The organism is Amaricoccus macauensis (assembly GCF_049800915.1).
Lineage (GTDB): Bacteria > Pseudomonadota > Alphaproteobacteria > Rhodobacterales > Rhodobacteraceae > Amaricoccus > Amaricoccus macauensis_A.
Genome location: NZ_JBNAFY010000001.1, coordinates 850,260 through 873,521, shown reverse-complemented (window position 1 = coordinate 873,521; position 23,262 = coordinate 850,260). Strand labels below are relative to the sequence as shown.

25 protein-coding genes are annotated in these 23,262 nt (G+C 62.6%); 19 read left to right on the top strand and 6 right to left on the bottom strand.

The features are described 5' to 3' along the window. Positions 1-26: 26 nt before the first annotated feature. From trkA to hflX, 4 genes are all read left to right on the top strand, one after another. Entirely contained in the window at positions 27-1,409 is a 1,383-nt protein-coding gene (gene trkA / locus ACP15W_RS03975) for a Trk system potassium transporter TrkA (RefSeq protein WP_424931526.1), read from the top strand. A 2-nt stretch (positions 1,410-1,411) separates the two neighbouring features. Continuing rightward, positions 1,412-2,914 carry a TrkH family potassium uptake protein gene (locus ACP15W_RS03970; protein ID WP_424931525.1) on the top strand — a complete coding sequence of 501 codons (1,503 nt, stop codon included), beginning with the start codon at positions 1,412-1,414 and terminating at the stop codon, positions 2,912-2,914. Between the two features lie 163 nt (positions 2,915-3,077). Further along, positions 3,078-3,314, top strand: coding sequence for an RNA chaperone Hfq (gene hfq, locus ACP15W_RS03965; protein WP_424931524.1), 237 nt, complete (start codon positions 3,078-3,080; stop codon positions 3,312-3,314). A gap of 10 nt (positions 3,315-3,324) precedes the next feature. Continuing rightward, positions 3,325-4,578, top strand: a complete 1,254-nt coding sequence (gene hflX / locus ACP15W_RS03960; protein ID WP_424931523.1) for a GTPase HflX — start codon at positions 3,325-3,327, stop codon at positions 4,576-4,578. Between the two features lie 12 nt (positions 4,579-4,590). On the opposite strand, the gene ribD is transcribed toward hflX, so the two are convergent. The 3 genes from ribD to ACP15W_RS03945 form a co-directional block, all read right to left on the bottom strand. Then, a complete protein-coding gene (gene ribD / locus ACP15W_RS03955) occupies positions 4,591-5,697 on the bottom strand; it encodes a bifunctional diaminohydroxyphosphoribosylaminopyrimidine deaminase/5-amino-6-(5-phosphoribosylamino)uracil reductase RibD (protein ID WP_424931522.1) in 1,107 nt (368 codons plus the stop codon). A 4-nt stretch (positions 5,698-5,701) separates the two neighbouring features. Continuing rightward, positions 5,702-6,175 (bottom strand): transcriptional regulator NrdR, encoded by a 474-nt coding sequence (nrdR, locus tag ACP15W_RS03950; protein ID WP_424931521.1) that lies wholly within the window; start codon positions 6,173-6,175, stop codon positions 5,702-5,704. Between the two features lie 166 nt (positions 6,176-6,341). Further along, the gene (locus ACP15W_RS03945) at positions 6,342-8,312 is read right to left on the bottom strand and encodes a putative bifunctional diguanylate cyclase/phosphodiesterase (protein WP_424931520.1); all 1,971 of its coding nucleotides are present in this window, start codon (positions 8,310-8,312) and stop codon (positions 6,342-6,344) included. 302 nt (positions 8,313-8,614) lie between these two features. Between ACP15W_RS03945 and metK the strand changes: the two genes are divergently transcribed. From metK to ACP15W_RS03880, 13 genes are all read left to right on the top strand, one after another. Beyond that, on the top strand, positions 8,615-9,784 hold the full coding sequence (metK, locus tag ACP15W_RS03940) for a methionine adenosyltransferase (protein ID WP_424931519.1): 1,170 nt from the start codon (positions 8,615-8,617) through the stop codon (positions 9,782-9,784). A 35-nt stretch (positions 9,785-9,819) separates the two neighbouring features. Next, positions 9,820-10,551: a tRNA (guanine(46)-N(7))-methyltransferase TrmB gene (gene trmB / locus ACP15W_RS03935; RefSeq protein ID WP_424931518.1), complete on the top strand. Its 732-nt coding sequence runs from the start codon at positions 9,820-9,822 to the stop codon at positions 10,549-10,551. 83 nt (positions 10,552-10,634) lie between these two features. After that, complete coding sequence (aroA, locus tag ACP15W_RS03930) at positions 10,635-11,972, top strand: 3-phosphoshikimate 1-carboxyvinyltransferase (protein ID WP_424931517.1); 1,338 nt, start codon at positions 10,635-10,637, stop codon at positions 11,970-11,972. Between the two features lie 128 nt (positions 11,973-12,100). Then, positions 12,101-12,508, top strand: coding sequence for a GFA family protein (locus ACP15W_RS03925; protein WP_424931516.1), 408 nt, complete (start codon positions 12,101-12,103; stop codon positions 12,506-12,508). A 484-nt stretch (positions 12,509-12,992) separates the two neighbouring features. Further along, positions 12,993-13,625 carry a (d)CMP kinase gene (gene cmk, locus ACP15W_RS03920; RefSeq protein WP_424931515.1) on the top strand — a complete coding sequence of 211 codons (633 nt, stop codon included), beginning with the start codon at positions 12,993-12,995 and terminating at the stop codon, positions 13,623-13,625. A gap of 98 nt (positions 13,626-13,723) precedes the next feature. After that, complete coding sequence (gene rpsA / locus ACP15W_RS03915; RefSeq protein ID WP_424931514.1) at positions 13,724-15,409, top strand: 30S ribosomal protein S1; 1,686 nt, start codon at positions 13,724-13,726, stop codon at positions 15,407-15,409. A gap of 16 nt (positions 15,410-15,425) precedes the next feature. Beyond that, a complete protein-coding gene (sppA, locus tag ACP15W_RS03910) occupies positions 15,426-16,340 on the top strand; it encodes a signal peptide peptidase SppA (protein WP_424931513.1) in 915 nt (304 codons plus the stop codon). Between the two features lie 87 nt (positions 16,341-16,427). After that, positions 16,428-16,709 (top strand): integration host factor subunit beta, encoded by a 282-nt coding sequence (ihfB, locus tag ACP15W_RS03905; RefSeq protein ID WP_424931512.1) that lies wholly within the window; start codon positions 16,428-16,430, stop codon positions 16,707-16,709. A gap of 42 nt (positions 16,710-16,751) precedes the next feature. Then, entirely contained in the window at positions 16,752-17,093 is a 342-nt protein-coding gene (locus tag ACP15W_RS03900) for a lipopolysaccharide assembly protein LapA domain-containing protein (protein ID WP_424931511.1), read from the top strand. A 9-nt stretch (positions 17,094-17,102) separates the two neighbouring features. Next, positions 17,103-17,744, top strand: coding sequence for a phosphoribosylanthranilate isomerase (locus ACP15W_RS03895; protein ID WP_424931510.1), 642 nt, complete (start codon positions 17,103-17,105; stop codon positions 17,742-17,744). Positions 17,745-17,841: 97 nt separating this feature from the next. Then, entirely contained in the window at positions 17,842-19,062 is a 1,221-nt protein-coding gene (trpB, locus tag ACP15W_RS03890) for a tryptophan synthase subunit beta (RefSeq protein ID WP_424931509.1), read from the top strand. 74 nt (positions 19,063-19,136) lie between these two features. Continuing rightward, positions 19,137-19,469 (top strand): hypothetical protein, encoded by a 333-nt coding sequence (locus ACP15W_RS03885; RefSeq protein WP_424931508.1) that lies wholly within the window; start codon positions 19,137-19,139, stop codon positions 19,467-19,469. 258 nt (positions 19,470-19,727) lie between these two features. Beyond that, the gene (locus tag ACP15W_RS03880) at positions 19,728-19,964 is read left to right on the top strand and encodes a thioredoxin family protein (RefSeq protein WP_424931507.1); all 237 of its coding nucleotides are present in this window, start codon (positions 19,728-19,730) and stop codon (positions 19,962-19,964) included. A gap of 55 nt (positions 19,965-20,019) precedes the next feature. Here ACP15W_RS03880 and yidD read toward each other — a convergent pair whose 3' ends face one another. The 3 genes from yidD to rpmH are packed head-to-tail and all read right to left on the bottom strand — an operon-like array spanning position 20,020 to position 20,833. Continuing rightward, on the bottom strand, positions 20,020-20,277 hold the full coding sequence (gene yidD, locus ACP15W_RS03875) for a membrane protein insertion efficiency factor YidD (protein ID WP_424931506.1): 258 nt from the start codon (positions 20,275-20,277) through the stop codon (positions 20,020-20,022). After that, positions 20,274-20,681, bottom strand: coding sequence for a ribonuclease P protein component (gene rnpA, locus ACP15W_RS03870; protein ID WP_424931505.1), 408 nt, complete (start codon positions 20,679-20,681; stop codon positions 20,274-20,276). Before rnpA ends, yidD begins: the two co-directional genes overlap by 4 nt. 17 nt (positions 20,682-20,698) lie before the next feature. Beyond that, positions 20,699-20,833 carry a 50S ribosomal protein L34 gene (rpmH, locus tag ACP15W_RS03865; protein WP_424931504.1) on the bottom strand — a complete coding sequence of 45 codons (135 nt, stop codon included), beginning with the start codon at positions 20,831-20,833 and terminating at the stop codon, positions 20,699-20,701. 256 nt (positions 20,834-21,089) lie between these two features. Between rpmH and ACP15W_RS03860 the strand changes: the two genes are divergently transcribed. Beyond that, a complete protein-coding gene (locus ACP15W_RS03860) occupies positions 21,090-21,830 on the top strand; it encodes a TVP38/TMEM64 family protein (RefSeq protein WP_424931503.1) in 741 nt (246 codons plus the stop codon). Then, positions 21,827-23,245, top strand: coding sequence for a dihydrolipoyl dehydrogenase family protein (locus ACP15W_RS03855; RefSeq protein WP_424931502.1), 1,419 nt, complete (start codon positions 21,827-21,829; stop codon positions 23,243-23,245). Before ACP15W_RS03860 ends, ACP15W_RS03855 begins: the two co-directional genes overlap by 4 nt. The last annotated feature ends 17 nt before the right edge of the window (positions 23,246-23,262 follow it).

The following is a 23,262-nucleotide window of genomic DNA, read 5'->3' as shown; positions in this document are numbered from 1 at the left end:
GATTGGCCTGAGATCAGGAATATCCGATGAAGATCATCATCTGTGGAGCCGGGCAGGTGGGCGGCCAGATTGCGCGCCATCTTTCCCGCGAGGATTCGTCGAACCAGGTGACGGTGGTCGACAACAACCCCGCCCTGATCCGTCGTATCTCGGATGCCTATGACGTGGGGGGGATCACCGGGTTCGCCTCGCACCCGGATGTTCTGGAGCAGGCCGGTGCGCGGGATGCGGACATGGTGATCGCGGCGACGCAGTCGGACGAGGTCAACATGGTCGTGTGCCAGGTGGCGCATTCGATCTTCTCGGTGCCGCGCAAGATCGCCAGGCTGCGGACGGCGGCCTATCTCAACGCGATCTACTCCGATCTCTATCGCCGCGAACATCTGCCGATCGACGTGGTGATCTCGCCCGAACTTGCGGTGGCGGATGCGGTGATGCAGCGGCTGGCGGCACCTGCGGCCTTCGATATCGAAAGCTTTCTGGATGGCAAGGCGCAGCTCGTGGGGATCTCGCTCGATTCGGCCTGCGCCGTGTTGCAGACACCGCTTCGCCAGCTCTCCGAGCTCTTTTCCACGCTAAAGGCCGTTGTGGTGGGCATCCGGCGCAATGACCGGCTTTTCGTGCCCGATCCGGGTGACCAGCTCTATGCCGGCGACCAGGCCTATATCTTCTCCGCGACCTCGGATCTTCCGCGCGTCATGGAGGTCTTCGGCAAGGAGCATCTCGATGTGCGCCGCGCGCTCGTGGTGGGGGCGGGCAATATCGGGCTCAATGTCGCCAAGAAGCTCGAGGGCAAGCGCATCAAGGCGCGGGTCAAGGTCATCGAGCGGCGCCGCGACCGGGCCGAATTTGCCGCGGACGCACTCAACCGAACCGTCGTGCTGAACGGGGACGGGTTGGACCTCGAGTTGCTCGAGGAGGCCAATGTCCGGCACATGGATGCGGTGCTGGCGCTCACCGATGACGACAAGACGAACATTCTCGCCTGCGTTCGGGCCAAGACCGAAGGCGCAAAACTGGTTGTCGCCCTGGTCAACGATGCCTCGCTCATCGGGCTGATCTCGCCCATGGGGATCGACGCCTATGTGAACCCGCGTGCGACGACTGTGTCCTCGATCCTGCGCTATGTGCGCCATGGCCGGGTGCGCGCGGTCTATTCCGTGGGCGATGCGGAGGCGGAGGTGATCGAAACGCAGGTGCTTGGCACATCGGCCATAGCCGGGCGGACGGTCCGCAATTCCGAACTGCCCGAGGGGTGTCTCATCGGCCTGATACAGAAGGGGGACGACCTGCTCGTGCCGCGCGGAAATACGCGGATCGAGGAGGGCGACGTGCTTACGCTTTTCTGCATCCGTGATCAGGTGAACGAGGTCGAGCGCCTGTTTCAGGTGGGCCTGGATTTCTTCTGACCATGGGAGCCTTGCGCCAGTTTCCCATCGTCGTCGTCCTGCTGCTGATCATTTCGGCGGCGATGCTTGTTCCCGCGGCGCAGGCCATGGCGATCGGGGAATGGGCGGTTGCACGCAGCTTCTTCTATCACGGGATCTTCTTCGGGATCGTCGGGATCATTCTCGGCACAGCCACCATGAACAGCAAGCCGAGGATGGCCGCGCGCTATCACCTTCTCTCGCTGCTTTCGACCTACATGCTGCTGCCGATCGTGCTTGCCACACCTCTGGTGTCGATCATCCCCAACTTCACTTTCAGCCATCTCTATTTCGAGATGCTCTCCTGCCTCACGACCACGGGTGCGACCATCTTCGAGCGGCCATCGCTCATACCCGGTCCCGTGCATCTCTGGCGCGCCATGGTCGGCTGGTTCGGTGGTCTGATGGTGCTGGTCACGGCCTTCGCGATCCTCGCGCCTCTGAACCTCGGGGGGTTCGAGATCAGTCAGAACACGCTTGCCCTACGCAGCGGTGGGATCGGAGCGTCCCTGTCGGAAGGGAACCGACGGATTCGGCAGTATGCCGGGATGATCGCCCCGGTCTACGCCCTGCTGACGGGGCTTTTGGCCTTCATCCTGATCCTTCTGGGAGACAGGCCGCTGACGGCGCTCTGTCACGCGATGTCGACCATGTCGACCAGCGGCATTTCCCCGCTGCCGCGCCTCGAGGCGGCCGGTTCGGGGCGGTTGGGTGAGATCGCAATCGCTTGCTTCTTGCTCTTCGCGATTTCTCACAAGGGGCTGAACGCGCAGATCCTCCGGTTCAAGCGCCCCAAGCTCAGCAGCCCTCAAGTCCAACTCATGCTGATCTCGGTGTTCAGCGTGACGCTGATCCTGTTCCTGCGCAGCTTCATCGGAGCCGTGGAAATCGACCGCCAGGGACAGCTCGATTCGGCGGTAAGTGCGCTCTGGGGCAGCGTCTTCACGGTGCTGTCCTTTCTCACGACCACAGGATTCGAGAGCCATGACTGGCGCACGATGCAGATCTGGTCCGGATTGCCCGACCCTGGCGCCATTCTGCTCGGGGTTGCTGTCATGGGTGGCGGAATCGCGACCACGGCCGGCGGCGTGAAGCTTCTGCGGCTCTACGCGCTCTACCGGCACGGGCTGCGCGAGATGGACAAGCTCGTTCACCCCTCGAGCCTCGGGCGGCATGGGGAAGGCGATCAGCTCATTTCGGATGATGGGCCGAAGATCGCCTTCGTTTTTCTCATGTTGTTTCTGGTTGCGTTGGCGTTCATCATGATCGCGCTCTCGGCCACGGGGCTCGGTTTCAACGAGAGCCTGACCTTCTCGGTCGCGTCCCTGACCACCACGGGGCCGGTGATCCAGACTGGTGAGGGGCAGTATGGATATACGGATCTCAACGCCGCCGGGCGGCTGATCTTCGGGCTCGGGATGATCGTGGGCCGGATGGAGACGCTGGTGGTGATCGCGCTCTTCAACCCGTCCTTCTGGAGAAGCTGACACGAATGGCGCTCATCAAGCCGCGCCGATGCGGTCCCCGAGGACACATGTCCAGAAAATTTTATTGCACCGCACTGGAAATGCCCGGCAGCAGCGGCGATAAGTACTCCAAACAACAACACGTACGCGCAAAGCGCGTGCCATACAACTGAAGGCTGAAATAATGGCTGCCGACAAACAGAATCTCCAGGATGCGTTTCTCAATAACGTACGGAAGTCCAAGGTTCCGGTGACGATCTTCCTGATGAACGGTGTGAAGTTGCAGGGCGTCATCACTTGGTTCGACAATTTCTGTGTGCTTCTGCGCCGTGACGGGCAGTCGCAGCTTGTCTACAAGCATGCCATTTCGACCGTGATGCCGTCTCAGCCGATCCAGCTCTACGAAGGCGGAGACAGTTGACGCGCCCGCAATGATGCGGGCCTTTGTCATTCACCCGGCGATCACGGGGCAATCCAAGCGCGATCCGGAGGATGCCGTGGCCGAAGCCGCGAGCCTTGCGGGCGCGCTCGAACTCGATGTGGTTCGGGCTTTCGCGGTCCAGCTCAACGAGCCGCGTGCCGCCACGCTTTTCGGCACCGGCAAGCTTGCGGAAATCGGGGAGCTGGTTGCGGAAGACGAGATCGGGCTGGTGATCGTCGATTCCGCCCTGTCTCCCGGTCAGCAGCGCAATCTGGAGCGGGAGTGGAAGTGCAAGGTTCTCGACCGAACGGGGCTGATCCTGGAGATCTTCGGGGATCGTGCGCGCACCCGTGAGGGTGTCCTTCAGGTCGAGCTTGCCCATCTCAGCTATCAGAAATCGCGGCTGGTGCGGAGTTGGACCCACCTCGAACGGCAGCGCGGTGGTGTCGGGTTCCTCGGTGGGCCCGGTGAGACGCAGATCGAGGCGGACCGGCGCGCGCTCGACGAACGGATTCAGCGGATCAAGCAGGCGCTTGCGAAAGTGGTGAAGACGCGCGGGCAGCATCGCTCGGCCCGCCAGCGCGTGCCTTATCCGATCGTAGCCCTGGTGGGCTACACGAACGCCGGAAAATCGACGCTGTTTAATCGGTTGACCGGGTCGGACGTTCTGGCGCAGGACATGCTCTTCGCGACACTCGACCCGACGATGCGCTCGATTGAGCTGCCCGGCGGGCCGGAGGCGATCCTGTCGGATACGGTGGGGTTCATCTCCGAATTGCCGACGCAGCTCGTGGCTGCGTTTCGCGCCACGCTCGAGGAGGTTCTGGAAGCGGACCTGATCCTGCATGTGCGTGACATTTCGCATCCCGAAACCGAGCACCAAGCGGAGAATGTGCGCTCCATCCTCGCGGATCTCGGGATCGACGAGACGGCGCAGGAAAGCGTCATCGAGGTCTGGAACAAGATCGATCTCATGCCCGAGGACGAGCGGGCGCTGGTCCGGGCGTCGGCTGCGCGCAACGAGAGCGTCCTTCCGATCTCGGCGCTCACCGGCGAGGGATCGGACGAACTCCTGTCGCTGGTGGCGGAGCGGCTGAAGGCCTCGTCCTTCGAGGATGAAGTGTCGGTCGCGTTCGGAGACGGACGCCGGAGAGCCTGGCTCTTCGAGCACAATCTCGTTCAGCGCGAGGTGCCGACCGATGACGGGCTGACGCTGTCGGTAAAGTGGACGGAGCGGGAAAAGCGCCAGTTCGAGGCGCTTTGAGCTCTTGTGGTGTCAGCGCCGCTGCCAGCGGCTGCGGACATCCGGGCCGACACGGTGGACATCTACCAGCCTGAAATGGGGGGCAAGCTGGAGTGTTTCCACCTCTATCATGCCCACGGCCGCGGTCCCTTCGTCGCCAAGAATGATGCCCGCGGTATAGAGCACGATCTCATCCACGAGGCCCGCAGCCAGAAGCGCGCCCGAGAGCCGTCCTCCGCCTTCGCAGAAGATCCGTGTCAGGCCCGACTGACCGAGCTTCTGCATCATGGCCGATAGGTCGAGCTGGCCATCGGTTTGAAACGGGATCTCGACGAGCTTCGCGCCCTTTTCCGACCAGGCTTCGGCGCGCGATTGCTCGGCTTCCGCGTGGTGGCAGAGCCAGAGCGGCGTTTCCTCGGCGGTTTCGGCAAGATAGCTGTTGCGGGCGAGGTTGAGGCCGCCTGTGACAACCACGCGGATCGGGTTGGCATTCTCGATCCCGAGGTCGCGCACGTCGAGACGGGGATTGTCGCTTCGCACCGTGCCGGCCCCTACCAGAACCGCATCGGCCTGGGCACGCATGAGGTGCACCTCGGCGCGGGCACGCGGCCCGGTGATCCAGCGGCTTTCGCCCGTGGCGGTCGCGATACGCCCGTCCAGCGTGGCGGCGAGCTTGAGCGTCAGCATGGGGCGGCCGGTGGTGACGCGGTTCAGGAAACCCCGGTTCAGGCTGACGGCCTCGACGGCCAGGCAGCCGAGATCCACCTCGATACCGGCGGATTTCAACGCATTGATCCCGCGGCCGTTTACCCTCGGATCGGGATCCTCGGCCGCGATGACGGCCCGAGAAATGCCCGCTGAAATCAGCGCATCGGAACAGGGGGGCGTCTTGCCCGTGTGGGCACAGGGTTCGAGGGTGATGTAGGCGGTGGCGCCGCGGGCGGCTTCACCAGCCTGTTGCAGGGCGCGAGACTCCGCGTGGGGGCGACCACCGTCCCCGGTATGGCCCCGACCCACCACGCGACCATCGCGCACGATTATGCAGCCCACCGCAGGGTTGGGCCAGACACGGCCCAGACCACGACGCGCCAGCCCGAGGGCCGCACGCATGTAGCCCGCGTCTTCCGACCTGCTGGTCATGAGATCAGTCTTCTTCCTTTTCCACAGGTTCCGGGCGCAACTCGTGGACGAATTCCTCGAAATCGTCGGCGGCCTGGAAATTCTTGTAGACGGAGGCAAACCGCACGTAGGCGACGGTGTCAATCCGTGCGAGGGATTCCATGACGATCTCGCCGATCTTGTCCGAGGGGATGTCCGTTTCGCCCATCGATTCGAGCCGGCGGACGATGCCGGAAATCATCTGGTCGATGCGCTCCATCTCCACGGGGCGTTTCTGCATTGCGATACGAATGGAACGCTCGAGCTTGTCGCGATCGAAGGGTTCGCGCTTGTGGTTCTTCTTGACCACGACGAGGTCGCGGAGCTGGACACGTTCGTAGGTGGTGAACCGACCGCCACAGGCCGGGCAGAATCGGCGGCGACGGATCGAGACGTGGTCTTCCGCGGGACGGCTGTCCTTGACCTGGGTGTCGATGTTTCCACAGAACGGACAGCGCATGGGCGGCCTCCCGATTTTCCGGCAACTGGGGCGTCAGTATAGGAGGGGCTCAAGCGCTTGGGTAGAGTGAAGTTGACTCCACTATATAATCTGCATCTGTCCAATAGTGGTGGTGACGTGCAGGGGCTGACGGGACGGGTCGTGTCGTTCTACTGACGAGGACAGCCTAGCTTGCGCGCGATTTCATCTCGGCGTCGCCGGGCACGATGCCGATGTTCTGCGCGTCCTGTGCGATGAGCTTCTGCGCCTCGCTCGCTTCCATCGGTTTTCCGAAGAAGTAGCCTTGATAGATATCACAGCCGATCGGGCGGAGAAGCTCGACCTGCCGGCGGGTCTCGACCCCTTCGGCCGTGACCTTCATGCCGAGATTGTGGCCAAGCGATACGATCGTCTCGATGATCCGGCCATGTTTGGCGGGATCGAACTCGATGTTCTCGAGGAAGGAGCGGTCGATCTTGAGCTTGTCGAAGCCGTATTTCAGCAGGTAGCCAAGGCTCGAATAGCCGGTGCCGAAATCATCCATGGCGATGGAAACGCCGAGGTCCTTGAGCCTGACGAGCTGGCGGTCGACGGATTCGTTGTCTGATGCCAAGAGCGATTCGGTGATCTCGAGTTCGAGCCGCTCGGCGGGGACGTCCCAGTGGTCCAGCGCCTTGGCCACGCGATTGACGAGATCGCCCCGGATGAACTGGTGCGGCGAGAGATTGACCGAGATGGTGATATGATCCGGCCAGCCGTGGGCCGTGGCAAGCGCCTCTTCCAGCACCCAGAGGCCGATCTCGTCGATCAGCCCGGTTTCCTCGGCATGGGGGATGAAGCGCGCGGGCGAGATTTGACCGCCCTGGCCGTCTGGCAGGCGCAGAAGGGCCTCGAAACCAACGATGCGTTCATCCGTCTGAGCGACGAGCGGCTGATACAGCAAGCGGAAGGAGCCGTTTTGCAGGGCGCTGCGAAGGAGGCTCTCCATCTCGCGGCGCTCCCTCAGTTCCCGGTCCATGCCGTCCGAATAGACCACCAGCGAGTGCATGTTGGAATCGCGCGCGTAGAACAGGGCGATTTCAGCTGCGTAAAGCGCGCGTGAGGCCGTTTCCTTACCGGAAGACAGGTGCAGGCCAAGGCTGATATCTCCGCGGATCTCGTGGCTTGCGTGGAGAAACGGCTCGCTGGCGGCTTTCTGGAGCCGGAGGCCGAGTTCCTCAAGCTGTTCCTGAGTGATGTTCGGAATGGCCACGAGGAATTCGTCCCCGCCGACGCGGGCCAGGAGGTCGCTGCTGCCCCGCATGTTGCACGTCAGGATGTCGGCGACGAAGCAGAGATAGGCATCACCCGTTTCTGTGCCGAACTCGTCGTTCAGGGATCTGAAGTTGTCCACGTCGATATAGATCAGCCCGACACCCATCCTGTTGCAGGACGGGCCCTCGAAGACCTCGTCGAGTTTGCGGCTGAACGCACTGCGGTTGTAGAGGCCTGTCAGGGCATCGTGGTCCGACAAGCGCTTCACGTTCTCCTGGACCTTCCAGACCTGTCTGGTGCGGAAAAGGAAGGCGAGGCCGGGTATCATGTAGATGAACACCCCGCCGAGGGGGAGGAGCACGCTGAGACGCGAAATGGAATGATCGAGCACCTGATGAGCTTCGGAGCGATCGACGAAGACCTTGAGGGCGCCGAGCCTCTCGCTGTCCTGATCGACGAGCTGGGTGTATGCCGTGACGTATGTGGGCGGGAAGCCGTCCTGCGGGGTTCCGTGCTGGAGAATGCTCGTCACTTCTCCGCCGAGATAGGCTCGTGCGGCATCGATGTCGAACGTGAAGCGGACTTTCTGGCCATTCGGGTCCAGCAGGTCGGATGAATAGATCCAGTTTCCGTTGTGATCGAAAATGCTGAAGGCGAAGACATCGGAATATGTGATCGCTTCGTCCAGCTTGTAGGCCTGGAAATTGTTGGGCTCATGGCCCGCAATGATCCGGTCGAGATCGGGGGCGGTTCTCGAAAGGTGGGACGACCATTTTTCTGCCGCGACCGTGCCACTCTGCACGAGTGTTTCGGTAACGCTCGTGTTGAGCGCGCTGCGTGCGCCGAGATAGATGAAGAAGGTCAGGAGGATTGTGCCGAGCCCGACGAGCACGACCTGTTTCATCCTTCCTGAACTCATGCGCGTTGCCACGTTCGATCCCGTCCCGTCCCCGTTCCCCGATGCGGGTCACTGCGGAAGATGGCCGGCAAGGCTTAATTCCCGGTGAGCCGGGCCCGCAGAGAATTCCGCGAATGTCCTGAAAAATTGTGGCAGACTCCGCTCATCCTGTCATGAGTACCCGTTTTGCAATCGCGCACCGGAGTCGGGCAAAGGAAAGCCCTCGGGGGCATCTGGCGTTGACCTGTCCCGCGGCCCTGCTTAGGGAATGTTGTTCATGGCGCACCGAACGGACGGAAAGACCTTTCATGACCAATCGTAAAGATTACCTGTTTACTTCTGAATCCGTTTCAGAGGGTCATCCGGACAAGGTCTGCGACCGGATCTCGGACGCCGTGCTTGATTCTTTCCTGGAAGAGGATCCGGAGGCGCGTGTCGCCTGCGAGACCTTCGCGACCACGGATCGGGTCATCGTGGGCGGTGAGGTGCGCGGTGCGCCCGGGGTGTTGGGGCGCGTCGAACAGATCGTCCGCGATTGCGTGCGCGATATCGGCTATGCCCAGAAGGGCTTTCACTGGGAAACCCTTTCGGTCCTGAACGTCATTCACGGTCAATCCGCCCATATTGCCCAGGGTGTCGATGCCGGCGAGGGCAAGGAAGAGGGCGCAGGCGACCAGGGCATCATGTTCGGTTACGCGGTGGACGAGACGCCGGTATTGATGCCGGCCCCCATCCACTATTCCCATGCCATCCTGCGCAGTCTGGCCGAAGCCCGGAAGTCGGGCCGGGAGCCGCGGCTCGGTCCGGATGCCAAGTCCCAGCTTTCGCTGCGCTATGCCGATGGCAAGCCGGTGGAGGTGTCGAGCCTTGTGCTTTCCACTCAGCATCTCGACGAAAGCATGACGTCTGCGGATGTGCGCGAGATGGTCGAGCCCTACATTCGCGAGGTTCTGCCCGAGGGCTGGCTCACCGACGAGACGGTCTGGCACGTCAATCCCACCGGCAAGTTCGTCATCGGCGGTCCGGACGGGGATGCAGGTCTCACGGGCCGCAAGATCATCGTGGACACCTATGGCGGGGCTGCGCCCCATGGTGGCGGGGCGTTTTCCGGCAAGGATCCCACAAAGGTGGATCGTTCGGCGGCTTATGCGGCACGCTATGTTGCGAAGAATGTCGTGGCGGCCGGGCTTGCAAAACGCTGTGTCCTGCAGCTCTCCTACGCCATTGGCGTGGCACGGCCGCTCTCGATCTATGTCGATACCCAAGGGACCGGAACCGTGCCCGAGACGGCCATCGAGACCGCCATCGCAAAGGTGATGGATCTCACGCCCAAGGGCATCCGCACCCATCTCGGCCTCAACAAGCCGATCTATCAACGCACTGCGGCCTACGGGCATTTCGGCCGCGAGCCGGAAGCGGATGGCGGGTTCTCCTGGGAGAAGACCGACCTGGCTGACGCTCTCAAGTCGGCGGTCTGATCCGGGACGGCTGCTGGTCCGGAGAGGGGATGGACGTGCCTATCGACAATGAAACCGGCGACGACGGGGGCTTGCGCAACCGCCGCAAGCTCTATGGTCGTCGCAAGGGGAAACCGCTCCGCGCGTCGCAGGAGCGGCTCATGGCGGAGGTTCTGCCGTCTCTCAAGGTGAATCTCGGTGATACGGAGGCGCGCCCGGGTGCACTCGAGCCTGCGGAGATCTTTGGCCGCTTGCCCGCACAATTCTGGCTCGAGATCGGGTTTGGCGGCGGCGAACATCTTGCGCATCAGGCGATCGAGAACCCGGACGTTGGAATTGTCGGTTGCGAGCCCTTCGTCAATGGCATCGCCATGCTGCTCAGCCGGCTCGAGCGCGAAGAGATCGGGAATGTGCGGGTGCATCCGTCTGACGCGCGCGATCTGATCGATCGACTGCCCGACGGGGCGCTCGACAAGGCATTCTTGCTGTATCCGGACCCGTGGCCCAAGGCGCGGCATCACCGCAGGCGGTTCATGAATCCGGAGAATCTCCGCCCGCTTGCACGTGCGATGCGGGCAGGTGCGGAGCTACGGCTTGCGACAGACATCCCCGACTACATGGAACACGCGCTCGAAGCGGTCGGGCAATGCTCGGGGCTTCTCGAATTGGCCGCGCCAGTTGCTACTGGACGCGACAACGCCTGGCTGGACTGGCCCGGCACGCGCTACGAAGCCAAGGCGATCCGTGCCGGGCGGGTGCCGCAATACGCGACCTTCCGTCGGGTTTGAGTTGACGGCCACGGCAGAGTTTGGTGGAGAGCCGTCGCACCACGGGCCCGAATGCGGGCGCGACCCTTTCGGAGAGGCGAGATATGTCAGCACACCCCCAGTCCGGCGCTCTTCATGCTGTGGCAATCGGCCCGCTTCGGGGCGTGGCGGAGGTTCCCGGCGATAAGTCGGTTTCGCATCGTGCGTTGATCCTGGGCGCACTGGCTGTCGGTGAGACCCGGATTACCGGTCTGCTCGAGGGCGAGGATGTGATCGACACCGGCAAGGCCATGCGGGCGTTCGGCGCTGAAGTCACGCGTCTCGGTCCGGGTGAATGGAGCGTTCACGGTGTGGGTGTCGGAGGCTTTCTCGAACCGTCGAAGGCTATTGACTGCGGGAATTCCGGCACGGGTGTTCGCCTGATCATGGGAGCGGTGGCCACTTCTCCGCTGACCGCGACCTTTATCGGCGATGCGAGTCTCTCGTCACGGCCCATGCGTCGGGTAACGGACCCGCTTGCGCTCTTCGGGGCGGTGGCCCATTGCCGCAAGGGGGGGGTGCTTCCGATCACGCTGGAGGGCGCGGAGAACCCGCAGCCCGTGCGCTACACTACGCCCGTCCCTTCCGCGCAGGTGAAATCCGCCGTGCTGCTCGCGGGCCTCAATGCGCCGGGAACGACGATCGTGACCGAAAAGGAGCCCACGCGCGATCATACAGAGCGGATGCTGGCGGGCTTCGGTGCCGAGATCTCAGTCGAGCACGGGCCGGACGGCAATGTCATCACGCTGAAGGGGCAGCCGGAACTGAAGCCCCAGACGGTGGAAGTGCCGCGCGATCCGAGTTCGGCGGCTTTTCCGGTCGCGGCAGCGCTCCTGGTGGAGGGCTCGGAGGTTGTCGTGCCCGGAGTGAGCCGCAACCCGACGCGGGCGGGTTTCTACACCACGCTCGAGGAGATGGGCGCCGACATCACCTATTCGAATGTGCGCGACGAGGGTGGCGAGCCGGTGGCAGACGTGACCGTGCGCTACTCCCGATTGCGTGGTGTCGAGGTGCCGAGTGAGCGGGCCGCCTCGATGATCGACGAATATCCGATCCTCTCGGCGCTTGCAGCCTGTGCGGAAGGTCCGACGATCATGCGCGGCGTGCGCGAGCTGCGCTTCAAGGAATCCGACCGGATCGACGCAATGGCGCGCGGGCTCGAAGCTTGCGGTGTGAACGTGGAGGAAACCGAGGATACGTTCACCGTTTATGGCCGCGGGGCGGGGGGTGTTTCGGGCGATGCACGGGTCGAGACCCGGCTCGATCACCGCATTGCCATGTCCTTCCTCTGCCTTGGCCTGGCGGCGCGCGCGCCCATCGTCATTGACGATGCCGGGCCGATTGCCACAAGTTTTCCGAGCTTTCTCAACCTGATGCGTGGCTTGGGGGCGACGTTCGCCTGAATGCCGGTTTGCGGGGTAGGTCCGGGCTGGAAGCAATTGATCTCCGGCGCAGGGGCGGGCAATCAGAATACCGGAACTTAAGTGATCGGGTGGGGCGTGATGGTGGGCCTTGAAACCGGGAAGCGGACATGAGCCGGGCAGGTGGGTGCCTCTGCGGAGCGATCCGCTATGAGGTGACTGGGCCGATGCGGCCCGTGGTTGCCTGTCATTGCGAGCAGTGTCGGCGCACTTCCGGGCATCATGTGGCCGCCACGGCGGCGCGGCTCGAGGATCTTCACGTCATGGGTGAGCCGGTCTGGTATGTGTCCAGCCCCGGCCACGCGCGCGGTTTCTGCGGTGTTTGCGGCTCGAACCTGTTTTGGCGCAGCGAGGGCTCGGGATTGATGTCGGTCTTCGCCGGAACGCTTGATGTGCCCACCGGATTGACGCTTGCCGCGCATATCTACGTGGCTGCCAAGAGCGACTACTATACGGTCGCGGATGGCCAGCCCCAGGTCGATGGCGGAGCCGAGCTGGATCTCCCATTGCGCGAATAAGCCTGACTGGCGTTTTGCGACAGTCGAAATGGGCATTTCAGGGCACTTGGCGCGCGATCCCGCACGTCGGCAGTTCGTATCGCTATTTCTGTAGCTAAGTCTGGAAGATCTTGGGGGGTAACAAGAATGGCCGCCGTCAATGGCTTGGTTCCTGGAAGAGGCGCTTGACGGCACGGATGAGGCCGACACGATCCTTGGTTTCGGTCAATGAAGGTCTGGTCTTCATCGGCAGGCGGGGTTCTCAACCTCCGGGCAGGCGAGAAACTCCCAAGGCACAGAGGGCGGAAGTTTCCTGCAAGCCATTATCGGGGTTCACATGGATGATGATACGTCGGATGCGGAACTGTCGATCAGCCGGGAACGTGGTATTTTCGTCGATATGGACCTTCGGGAGGTCCACTTCCTCCTGTCTTGAAACTTGGCTCCGATTGCGAAATGGTCCATTCACCCGACACGTAGCGAATTTCAATCCTTGGGGGACGGCTTGACCTTTACCATTGCGCTGGACGGGCCGGCCGCCGCGGGCAAGGGAACGATTGCTCGCGCGCTCGCAGAGCATTTCGGCTTTGCCTATCTCGATACCGGGCTGCTCTATCGCGCGGTCGGCGTGCGCGCCATGAATGACGGTCAGGGGGTAATCGACCCCCATTGGGCGGCGGAACTCGCGCGGCGACTTTCGGAGGCGGATCTCGCCGCGGACGGGCTCCGGACCTCTCTGGCGGGCCGTGCCGCCTCGAAAGTCGCGGCATTGCCGGAGGTGCGGACGGCGCTGCTTGAATTCCAGAAGGCCTTTGCGCGACGCGAGGGCGGTGCGGTGCTTGACGGGCGCGATATCGGAACGGTGATCTGCCCGCAGGCGGAGGCGAAGCTCTTCGTGACCGCAAGTGCTCGTGTCCGGGCCGAGCGGCGTCACGCGGAACTGGGAGAAGCCAAGAGCCTCGAGCAGATCGAGGCCGAGATTCTCGCCCGGGACGAGCAGGATGCCACGCGTTCGGATGCGCCATTGCGCCAGGCTGACGATGCTCACTTGCTCGACACGACGGATTTGTCTATAGACGCCGCGATCGCTCAGGCGATTGCCTATGTGGAAACACGCAAGCAGGATGGCAAGGCCTGAGGCCGTTGCCGCCTTTTTGCGCATTCGCATGGAAAACTTGTGGTGAAAGACCGGCGGAGCCAACCGCCCGGCCAGAAACACGCTATTTGGAGAACTGTATGCCAGCTGCGGCAACCATGGAAGACTTCGAAGCGCTCCTGAACGAGAGCTTCGAACTGGTGACCCCCGAAGAGGGAAGCGTCGTCAAGGGCACCGTGCTCGCGATCGAAGCGGGCCAAGCCATCATCGATGTCGGCTACAAGATGGAAGGCCGAGTCGATCTCAAGGAATTCACCGCTCCGGGCAAGGCGCCCGAAATCGAAGTGGGCGACACCGTCGAGGTCTATCTCGACCGGGTCGAGAACGCCCGCGGAGAAGCGGTTCTCTCCCGCGACAAAGCGCGCCGCGAAGCTGCGTGGGATCGCTTGGAGAAAGCATTCGACAAGGAAGAGCGTGTCGAAGGTGCGATCTTCGGCCGGGTTAAGGGCGGGTTCACCGTCGATCTCGGTGGAGCTGTCGCGTTCCTTCCGGGTTCCCAGGTCGATGTGCGCCCCGTGCGCGATGCCGGCCCGCTGATGCACATGCCGCAGCCCTTCCAGATCCTCAAGATGGACCGCCGCCGGGGCAACATCGTCGTTTCGCGCCGTGCCGTGCTTGAGGAAAGCCGTGCCGAGCAGCGTGCCGAGGTCATCGCCCGCCTGCAGGAAGGCGACGTGATCGACGGTGTCGTGAAGAACATCACCGAATATGGTGCCTTCGTGGACCTTGGCGGTGTCGACGGCCTCCTTCACGTGACCGACATGGCATGGCGCCGTGTGAACCACCCGTCCGAGATCCTCGGGATCGGCGAGACGGTGAAGGTTCAGGTCATCAAGATCAACAAGGAAACCCAGCGCATCTCGCTCGGCATGAAGCAGCTTCAGGCCGATCCGTGGGATACCGTCGAGGCGAAGTTCCCGATCGGTTCCAAGCACATGGGCCGCGTGACCAACATCACCGACTACGGCGCCTTCGTGGAGCTGGAGCCGGGCGTGGAGGGTCTCGTGCACGTGTCCGAAATGTCCTGGACCAAGAAGAACGTCCATCCGGGCAAGATCGTCTCCACCTCCCAGGAAGTGGAAGTCATCGTGCTCGAGATCGATCCGGGCAAGCGTCGCGTCAGCCTCGGCCTGAAGCAGACCCAGGGCAATCCGTGGGACAACTTCGCTGCCTCCCACCCGAACGGCACCGTCGTTGAGGGTGAGGTCAAGAACATCACCGAGTTCGGGCTGTTCGTTGGCCTCGAGGGCGACATCGACGGGATGGTTCACCTGTCCGACCTGGATTGGGACCGTTCCGGCGAGGACGCCATCGCGGACTACCGCAAGGGCGATATCGTCAAGGCTGTCGTCACCGATGTCGACATCGAGAAAGAGCGCATCTCGCTTTCGATCAAGGCCGTTGGCGGCGATCCGTTTGCGGACGTGGTTGCAGGCGTGAAGCGTGGCGACATCGTCACCGTTGCCGTGACCGCAATCGAGGACGGTGGCATCGAGGTCGAATACGATGGCATGAAGAGCTTCATCCGCCGTTCGGATCTCAGCCGCGATCGCACCGAACAGCGCCCCGAGCGCTTCACGGTTGGCGACAAGGTCGATGCCCGCGTGACGAATATCGATCCGAAATCGCGCCGGCTTGGCCTTTCGATCAAGGCGCGCGAGATCGCGGAAGAAAAGGAAGCGGTCGAGCAGTATGGCTCCTCCGACTCCGGTGCTTCGCTCGGTGACATCCTCGGCGCGGCTCTGAAGCGCCAGGGCGACTCCTGAAACGAGGACACCCTTGATGGACGCTCTCGAGCGTGATTTCTACGAAGAACGGCGCCGGAAATGGCGCCGTTCGGCTTTCTGGCGCGGCTTTTTTATCGCGATCCTCATTCTGATCCTTATCGGTGTCGGCTTGAGTTTTCTCGGAGTCGATACGACACGGGATCACGTGGCCCGGTTCCGGGTTTCCGGTTTCATCGGCGATGATTTTCGCAGGGATCAATTGCTGAAGGAATTGGCGAAGGCCGACTCCGCGAAGGCCGTGATCGTGCGGATCAACTCCCCCGGTGGCACGACGGCTGGGGCCGAGGCGCTTTTCGAGTCCCTGCGTTCGATTTCCGAGGAGAAGCCGGTCGTCGCGGTTTTGGGCGAAGTGGCGGCTTCGGGTGGCTATGTCGCCGCGATCGGTTCGGATCATATCGTATCGCGCGGCAACACCCTGACAGGGTCGATCGGGGTCATCATGGAGTACCCCGACCTGACGGGGGTTCTCGATCGGTTCGGCATCGAGATGGAGACACTGCGTTCCTCGCCGCTAAAGGCGGAGCCTTCACCGCTTCGAGAGACCAACCCGGAAGCGCGGGCGCTCAACGAGGCGATGATCGCCGACAGCTACGACTGGTTCCGCGGTCTCGTGGGTGAGCGGCGCTCGCTTTCCGGGACGGCCCTCGACGAGGCTGCAAACGGCGCGGTCTACACCGGACGCATTGCGCTTGAACTCGGACTCGTGGACGAAATCGGCGGCGAAGCCGAGGCTCTCACCTGGCTCGAATCGCGTGATGACGGCCTGGCCGGATTGCCGGTCGTAAACTGGGCCGTGGAGGAAGACGTCCCGCTTGTGACTTCGATCCTGACCCGAATCGCGTCAACTGGCGGGATTCTCGGAGAAATTTCGCTGCTGCAAGGGGCCAAGCTCTATTCCATCGGGCCGTAATTCCTGCCAGTATGTGGTCCCGGGGCGGCGACTTGGGAGTTCGGGTGGGTAGCCGTCACGGCCCAGGGAGTGCGCAAGAGGGCGGTGATGATTAAGTCTGAATTGATTCAGAAGATTGCCGAGGAGAACCCACATCTCTATCAAAGAGATGTCGAGCGGATCGTCGGCACGATTTTCGAGGAGATCATTGACGCAATGGCCGAAGGTCATCGTGTCGAACTTCGGGGCTTCGGCGCCTTCTCGGTCAAGAAGCGTGATGCGCGACAAGGGCGCAATCCACGCACGGGGGATACGGTCGAGGTTGAAGAGAAATACGTGCCGTTCTTCAAGACCGGCAAACTGCTGCGCGAGCGGCTGAATACGGAATGACGGGAAAACAGGACGGATGATGCGTGTTCCGGGGGTGAGGCGATGAGAACGATCAAACTGATTTTGCTGGGAATCATCCTGCTTGCGATCGTGGTGTTGGGTCTGGCGAACCGCGAGCCGGTGACGCTTGAGCTTTTGCCGCAGGGGCTTGCACATCTTGTACCGGGCGCAAGCATCGACCTGCCACTCTTCGTGGTTATCCTCGCAGCGATCCTGGTGGGGCTCGTCCTCGGCTACCTTTTCGAGTATCTGCGGGAATACAAGCATCGCAAGCGCGCCCGGCAGAAGCAGCAGGAAGCAACCCAGCTGAATCGTGAAGTTGATCAACTCCGGAAGGAAACCAAGCGGCCGAAGGACGACGTTCTGGCTCTGCTGGGTAACTGATCGACTGTGATGCGGGTCAAGATCTGTGGTCTGAGGACCCGCGCGGAAGTGGCGGTGGCGGCGCAGTCCGGCGCCGCTTACGCGGGATTTGTGTTCTTCGAGAAATCACCGCGGCATGTGACCTTCAGCGATGCCCGCTGGATCGCACAGGAATTGCCGAACGGCATCCAGACGGTCGCATTGACCGTCGATCCCAGCGACGAGGAACTGGCGGAAATCCGCGAGGTCCTTGGCCCGGACATGTTCCAGTTGCATGGAAGCGAGACGCCAGATCGTGTGGCGGAGGTGCGCAAGCGCTTCAAGGTGCCGGTCATGAAGGCCGTCGGTGTTGCGACCGTAGAGGATCTCGAAATGATCGATCTCTACGCGCGTGTGGCCGATCAGATCCTCGTGGATGCAAGGCCGGCACCGGACGCCGATTTGCCCGGCGGGAACGGTATTTCCTTCGATTGGCGGCTGATCGATGGCTACCGCTGGCGAATCCCCTGGATGCTGGCGGGGGGGCTCACGCCCGAGAACGTCGCGGAAGCCGTTCATCTGACCGGTGCGAAGCAGGTCGATGTCTCCAGCGGTGTGGAACGCAGCCCCGGCCACAAGGATCCCGAAAAGGTGGCGGCTTTTGTTGCCGCGGCCACGGGACAGATGGCCTGAACACAGGTCAATCCTGGCATGGGGCCCCTCGACGTGGCCGGTCCGGAGATATAGGTAACGCTATCTACACAGCAGCGACAAACGGGGGCGCAGGCCGATGAACGTTCAGAAGAGCAATTCGTTTTGCAGCGGGCCCGACGAAAAGGGGCGGTTCGGCGATTTCGGTGGCCGGTTCGTTTCGGAGACGCTGATGCCTCTGATCCTCGAACTCGAGGAATGCTACAAGACAGCCAAGGAAGATCCGGACTTCTGGGCCGAGATGGACCATCTCTGGAAGCACTACGTCGGCCGACCGAGCCCGCTTTATTTTGCGCCACGGCTGACCGAGGAGCTCGGCGGGGCAAAGATCTATCTCAAGCGCGACGAGTTGAACCATACCGGTGCGCACAAGATCAACAACGTGCTGGGCCAGATCCTGCTCGCGCGGCGCATGGGCAAGAGCCGGATCATCGCCGAGACCGGTGCGGGCCAGCATGGCGTGGCGACGGCGACCGTCTGCGCGCGGTTCGGGCTCAAATGCGTGGTGTTCATGGGCGCCACGGACGTTGAGCGACAGAAGCCGAACGTCTTTCGCATGAAGCTTCTTGGCGCGGAGGTTGTGCCGGTAAAGGCAGGCCGCGCGACGCTCAAGGACGCGATGAACGAGGCATTGCGCGACTGGGTGACCAATGTGCGTGACACGTTCTATTGCATCGGAACCGTTGCCGGTCCTCATCCCTATCCGCAGCTCGTGCGGGATTTTCAGGCAATCATCGGCAAGGAAACCCGGGAACAGATGCTCGAGGCCGAAGGACGGCTGCCTGATACACTTGTGGCCTGCATCGGCGGCGGATCGAATGCCATGGGACTGTTCCACCCGTTCCTCGACGATGAGGACGTCCGGATCATCGGTGTCGAGGCGGGCGGCCATGGCGTGGATGATCGGATGGAGCATGCGGCCTCTCTCACGGGGGGGCGACCGGGCGTGCTGCATGGGAACCGCACTTACCTCCTGCAGGACGATGACGGGCAGATTCTCGAGGGTCATTCGATCTCGGCCGGGCTCGATTATCCGGGTATCGGTCCGGAGCATTCCTGGCTCCATGATATTGGTCGGGTGGAATACGTGAATGCAACGGATGCCGAAGCGCTCGAAGCCTTCAAACTTTTGTGTTCGACCGAAGGGATCATTCCTGCTCTTGAACCGTCGCATGCTTTGGCGCATGTAAGGCGCATCGCGCCGACGCTTCCCGCCGATCACCTGTTGGTCGCAAATCTTTGCGGGCGGGGAGACAAGGACATTTTCACCGTTGCTGAAGCGTTGGGTGTTTCCCTCTGAGGCCGATCCCCGGGGAGCGGGGCTTGCTCCCTGATGCCGGACCCGAGTGGTCCGAAACGAAGGTACGTTACGTTATGGAAAATCTTGCAATCGGGGATCTTGTGGTCCTGACCGCCGGTTCGATGCGCATGGCGGTCGAGGAAGTCGACGGTGATGTTGTCGCTTGTGTCTGGTGCCATGAGGGCCGGATCGGTCGCGACCGCTTCAACGTGAAGCTTCTCAAGAAATGGGAATTCCGCGAGGAAGAGAAATCGCACGGCCGCGGCGATGGTCATCGCGGACCGCGCGGCGACCGCGATGGACGCCGGGGTGGTCGGAGTGAAGGCGGCGATGATCGTCCGAACCGCGGCAAGCCCGGTTGGGACGGCAAACCGCGCGAGAAGAAGTTCTTCCGCAAGGACGCCTGACACCCGGACATTTGTTCAATCCTGCCCGCCGTATTCAAACTTGCGGCCGGCAGGAGCGAAAGCTAACTCAGCTTAGCAGCAAGTTCTGCGTCGGTCCTCTCCGTGCCGACGCTAGACTTATCTCTCGATGACCGGTGATGGTCTGTCGCCGAACCAGCTCAACATGACTACGCCTTCTGGCCATGTTCCCAGCACCTGCGCGGTGTGGGATCATGATGGGTGGGGAGTTGGAGCGGGCACCAGGATCGAGGTGATCGAATGACAATCGTCAAGGTATATGGTTCCGACTGTCGCCGGAGCGAGGCCGCCGCGGCCATGGTCGAGGAAGTTGCGCGACGATCCGGAGTTGATGTGACTGTCGAACGTGTGACGAGCCCAATGGAAATTGCGCGTGCGGGTGTGGTCTCCTTGCCGGGGATCTCGGTTGACGGCAACCTCATGCATTCGGGAAGCTTGCCTGACGGTGATCTGATTGCTCGGTGGCTCACAGGGTGAGCACCTCGAACCGCAGGCTTGGTGAAGAACACCCCCACCAAAGAACATTGATTGATCAGTTTGATTTACGTTCGCGCTTCTGCGTCGGTTGAGCCGGGGGCACATTGTCGATGCCCGAGCTACCCAAGGGGTGGCAACGCGCGATCCTGCGAAGCGTGAGCCAAGACCCGCGGAAGGCCCCGTGTTCCTTAAGTGCCTCGAGTGCGTAGGCTGAACAGGTTGGCTGGAAGCGGCAACCATGCCCGACCCAAGGCGAGAGGATCAGGCGATAGGCGCGGACGGGCAAAGCCACAATGCGCGCAAGGGGGCTCATGAGCGCCGTTTCTTCGGTGGACGAGGCGCATGGATCGCGCCCACTGCGGCTTCGAGGTCACTGCAGAGTTGCGAGAAATCGACGCTTGCCGTCTTGTCTCGGCGTCCGATCAGGACATAGTCCCAGCCGGGACGCCCTGCTTGCGTAAGGACCAGCCGGGCCGCTTCGCGAAGCCGACGTTTCGCGCGATTGCGCGCAACGGCATTGCCGACCTTCTTGGAGCAGGTGAAACCGACACGCACGGGGCCGGGGGGATCTTCGCCACGCCGCTGGCGCGCCTGCAAAACGAAAGCAGGCCGCGGCTGGCGCCGGGCCTGTGCTGCGGCCAGAAAGTCCGGCCGCTTTCTCAGTATCTCAAGTGCAGCGCGCGACGATTCCGTATCCGTTTGGACCGCATCGGGCATGGGCACTGCTATGCCGTTCAGGCGGACAGGGACTTGCGGCCCTGCGCGCGGCGGCGGTTGATGATCTTGCGGCCGGCCTTGGTGGCCATGCGCGCGCGGAAGCCGTGGCGGTTCTTGCGAACGCGGTTGCTGGGCTGGAAAGTGCGTTTCATCTTTGACGTCTCCTGATCTGTTCGGTGAGCCCTTGCCCACCAAGAGACGCCGCGATGCGAGCCCTCGCGCACGGCGTCCGAAATTCGAGAGCCGGTCCATACGCCAGGAAACGGAGAAAAGTCAATGAGCCTTGGCGCGAAAGCTCCACATTTCCGTAACATTTCCCTCTGAGGGTTCAAGGCTTCGTGATGGGCGTAAGTTGCGCCTCCAGTTGGGCGAAAGGTGCGACATGTAACGTCAACCGATCAGGACATCATGACTGAAATGACCAAACGCCCCGGACTATCGCTCGGACGCCTAGCGCCTCTGGCTCTCATACTTGTCGCGGCAATCGCCGGCTTCTGGACCTTTGGCGATCTGTTGAGCTTCGAGACGCTGCGCGAGAACCGTGCGGACCTCATAGCCTGGCGGGACGCGAATCTGCTTCTGGCGGCGCTGGTCTACTGTTCAGCCTATTTCGCGGTCGTCGCTCTTTCGCTGCCCGGGGCCGCGGCCATGACACTGGCAGGCGGGTTTCTGTTCGGCGCCCCCGGAGGCACGGCGCTCACGGTTGTCGGGGCCACGCTGGGCGCCACGGCGATCTTTCTCGCCGCGCGCCACGGTCTGGGCGACGCGCTTTACGCCCGAATGGCCAACAAGGGCGAGAATGGTGCGATGAAACGCTTCGAGAAGGGCATCCGCGAGAATGAGGCCAGCTTCCTGCTTCTGATTCGTCTGGTGCCGGTGGTGCCGTTCTTCGTGGCAAACCTCGCACCGGCATTTCTCGGTGTGAATACCCGGATCTACGTGCTGACCACGCTCTTCGGCATCATTCCGGGCACGTTTGTCTATTCGTGGATCGGCTCCGGCCTTGGCGCGGTGTTCGAGCGTGGCGACAGCCCCGACCTCTCCATCGTGACCGATCCCGTGGTGCTCGGACCGATCCTTGGCCTTGCGGCACTTGCGGCCCTGCCGATCATCCTCAAACCCATTCTGAAGAGAAAGCGTGTGCAATGAGCCGTGAGTTGAAAGTCGATCTCTGCGTCATCGGTGCCGGTTCGGGTGGTCTTTCCGTTGCCGCGGGGGCGGTTCAGATGGGGGCGTCCGTCGTGCTCATCGAGGCCGGGGAAATGGGAGGGGACTGCCTGAACTACGGCTGCGTTCCTTCGAAGGCGTTGCTGGCTGCAGGAAAGCACGCGCGTGCCATGTCGAGCGGCGCTGAGTTCGGGGTAGCTCCTGTCGCGCCCGAAGTGAATTTCGCTGCCGCCAAGGAGCATGTCGACCGGGTGATCGCGGGCATCGCGCCACATGACAGCCAGGAGCGGTTCGAGGGTCTCGGCGTCACGGTTCTGCGCGAACATGCAAGGTTTGTCTCCGACCGGGTGGTTGAGGCTGGTGAAGTGCGCGTCACGGCACGGCGGTTCGTCATCGCCACCGGCTCAAGGCCCGGTGTGCCGCCGATCTCGGGGCTTGGGGACGTCGACTATTTCACCAACGAGACGATCTTCGGCCTGCAGGACCGGCCCGAGCATCTGCTTGTTCTGGGCGGAGGGGCCATCGGCCTCGAGATGGCTCAGGCGCATCTGCGGCTTGGAAGCCGGGTGACCGTGATTGAAGCTGCGGAACTTCTGGGGCGCGAGGATCCGGATCTGCGGGAATTCGTGTTGTCCGGATTGCGCAAGGAAGGGGTCGCCTTCCGTGAGGGGGCAGCCGCCAGCAATGTGCGCCACGAGGGCGAAGGTATCATCGTGACCCTTGATGGCGGAGAGGAGATCCGTGGCTCGCACCTGTTGGTGGCGGCAGGACGACAGCCCAATATCGACGATCTTGGCCTCGAGGCCGCGGGCATCCGTTCGACCAAGGCCGGTATCGAGGTGGATGCGGGGCTGCGGTCTTCCAATAGGCGGGTCTATGCGATCGGGGACGTGGCCGGGCAGGGGCAGTTCACCCATCTGGCAGGAGCGCATGCAGGCCTTGTCGTGCGCTCTGCGCTCTTCGGGCTGCCTGTGAAGGCTACGGGTCTCGTGGTGCCCCGGGTGCTCTATACGGAGCCGGAACTGGCGCAGGTGGGCCTCACAGAGCGCGAGGCGCGCGAGGCACATGGTGATGCGATCGAGGTTCTGACCGCGGACTACGAGGGGAATGATCGCGCACGCACCGACGGGCTGACGGAAGGGCGCATCAAGGTCATCGTTCACAAGGGCAAGCCGGTGGGTGCGGGGATCGTGGGCGCCCAAGCGGGCGAACTGATCGGGCTCTGGACGCTGGCGATCGGCTCGAAGACGAAGATCTCAACCATTGCGGGTATGGTTCTACCCTACCCGACGCTCTCGGAGGTTTCGAAGCGGGCGGCGGGTTCCTACTACACGCCCCGGCTCTTCGAGAACCCGATGGTGAAGCGGATCGTCCGCCTCGTCCAGCGGTTGCCCTGAGGTTTCGCGGCGCCTGG